The following is a 2,158-nucleotide window of genomic DNA, read 5'->3' on the forward strand; positions in this document are numbered from 1 at the left end:
GAGTGGCAAAAACCTGTCATTAAGCCTTATGCGCCCTTTTTGTTAGACCCTTCCACAAGAGTTTTCCATTATGGTCAAGCTATTTTTGAAGGTATGAAAGCTTACAAAGATGAGGATGATGCAATCTGGTTATTTAGACCTGATGAGAACTATAAACGTTTCAATAAATCAGCTGTTAGAATGGCGATGCAGGAAGTGCCAGAAGACATATTTATGAGCGGTTTGAAGGAATTACTTCAATTAGATGAGGCATGGATAAAAAGAGGTAAAGGAAATTCCATGTACATAAGACCATTTATGATTGCTACAGGAACTGGTGTAATTGCGAACCCATCTGATGATTATAAATTTATGATCATTTTATCACCGGTAAGCGCTTATTATGCGGGTGAAGTTAAGGTTCTTATCGCTGAGCATTACAGCAGAGCGGCAAATGGCGGAATTGGAGCTGCAAAAGCTGCCGGAAATTATGCTGCACAATTTTACCCTACTAGTTTAGCTAACAAACAAGGTTTCCAACAAGTGATTTGGACCGATGATGCCACACATACCAAACTGGAAGAAGCTGGGACAATGAATGTATTTTTTAGAATAAACGATACTTTATTTACCGCTCCAGTAAGTGAAAGAATTCTTGATGGTGTGACTAGAAAGACTTTGATTGAGTTAGCCAAAAGTGAAGGAATTAATGTAGATGTGCGTCCTGTTTTAGTTTCTGAACTTGTTGAAGCCTCTAAAAATGGAAGCCTGAAAGAAATTTTCGGTGCGGGAACGGCTGCTGTAGTTAGTCCTATTTCTGGATTTTCTTATCAAGATGTTTATCATGAATTGCCTAAAAATGAAGATTCAATGGCATTAAAACTAAAAGATAAATTAACTAATATTCAAAACAAACTAGCTGAAGATACTTTTGGATGGACTGTTAAAGTATAGATTTTAGATTTTAAATATTAAAAAAGGCGATTTTCATTTTGAAAATCGCCTTTTTTAATGTCCAATTTGAACTAGTAAAATTCTTATTTTAAATTCAATTTTTCTACTAGATATCCTCTAATATTTTTGAAAAATTTGGTTTAAAATAGTTAGGGCCTTTCATAACCTTGCCGTCTTCACGATAAATAGGATTTCCATCTTCTCCTAACTTACTCATATTACTACGCTGAATTTCGTCGAAAACTGCTTCGATTTTGTGTTGCAAACCATGTTCAATTATAGTTCCACATAAAATATACATCATATCTCCAAGGGCATCAGCAATTTCTACCAAATCATTGTTTTGAACTGCTTCAAGATATTCCTCATTTTCTTCTTTCATTAAATTATAACGAAGGATATGTTTGCTTTCTCCCAAATCAGCTGTTGGAATTTCGCTATGTCCTATTTTAAATGCAGTATGAAATACCTTCACTGAATCAATTTGTTTTTGCATCTTTTTTATTTTTTAAATGAAAAGGCAAATTAGCAACTATTTCTAAACTATTAACTATTTTTGCTGCAAATAATTTAAACTATGTTTAGTCAAGGACAATTGATATTTGCAGCCTGTTTTTTTGTTGCTTTTGTTATCGCAATGGTAATTGCTTACCGAAAGGATTTAAAGATGCACAAAATATTTTATGAAGGAAATTACAAGATATTAATCGGTTTTTTAATTTTTATTGGAATTCTATTTATGATAAAAATATTTTTCAAACGTTAGCCTCTTTACTTTTTGGAATAAAAAAATGCCCACTTAAAAAGGTGAGCATTTTTTTTTGAAATTATTCTTCTAGTTTTCCGAAGGCAAAAACCCAAAGTTCTTAGAATATTTCAGCATTTGTTCCGCAAATGTTTTTGGTTGTTTTACTTCGATAGAAATAATATTCCCTTTTTTATCTAATTTTGGAACTAATACTGGATTAACAAAACCACTATAGGCTGCCGAAGCGAATTGTTTATTACGTTCTAAAACTTCAACATGTAATTTCTGATCTACTTTTACACCGTAGTTTTCCACTAATGCTTTTCCCGCATTAAAGTCACCTTCTGATTTAATTCTTTGTACTTCTCTTAATAATTGCCCGAATAAATCATGTAATTTTTCATAATCAGTAATGTTGAAATAAGTTTTTCCATTACGGGTTATTTTCTCAATTACATTGTCTTTTTTTCCTTTTTC

General features: G+C 32.2%; 2 protein-coding genes and 1 pseudogene. 1 reads left to right on the plus strand and 2 read right to left on the minus strand.

Features of this window, described 5'->3' with window-relative positions:
* A partial coding sequence (locus tag ACH2BP_RS02040) for a branched-chain amino acid aminotransferase (protein WP_395056526.1) occupies nt 1-933 on the plus strand: 933 nt, incomplete at its 5' end.
* Nucleotides 934-1,039: 106 nt separating this feature from the next.
* Here ACH2BP_RS02040 and ACH2BP_RS02045 read toward each other — a convergent pair.
* Nucleotides 1,040-1,429: a hypothetical protein gene (locus tag ACH2BP_RS02045; RefSeq protein WP_395056528.1), complete on the minus strand. Its 390-nt coding sequence runs from the start codon at nt 1,427-1,429 to the stop codon at nt 1,040-1,042.
* A 339-nt stretch (nt 1,430-1,768) separates the two neighbouring features.
* Nucleotides 1,769-2,158, minus strand: a pseudogene (locus ACH2BP_RS02050) (dihydrofolate reductase); the annotation flags it as partial.

It is taken from the genome of Flavobacterium sp. (assembly GCF_043756175.1).
In the GTDB taxonomy this organism is placed as follows: domain Bacteria; phylum Bacteroidota; class Bacteroidia; order Flavobacteriales; family Flavobacteriaceae; genus Flavobacterium.

Coding starts and splice junctions, on each gene's coding strand:
- ACH2BP_RS02045 (WP_395056528.1), bottom strand. CDS start 1,429: ATGCAAAAACAAATTGATTCAGTGAAGGTATTTCATACTGCATTTAAA.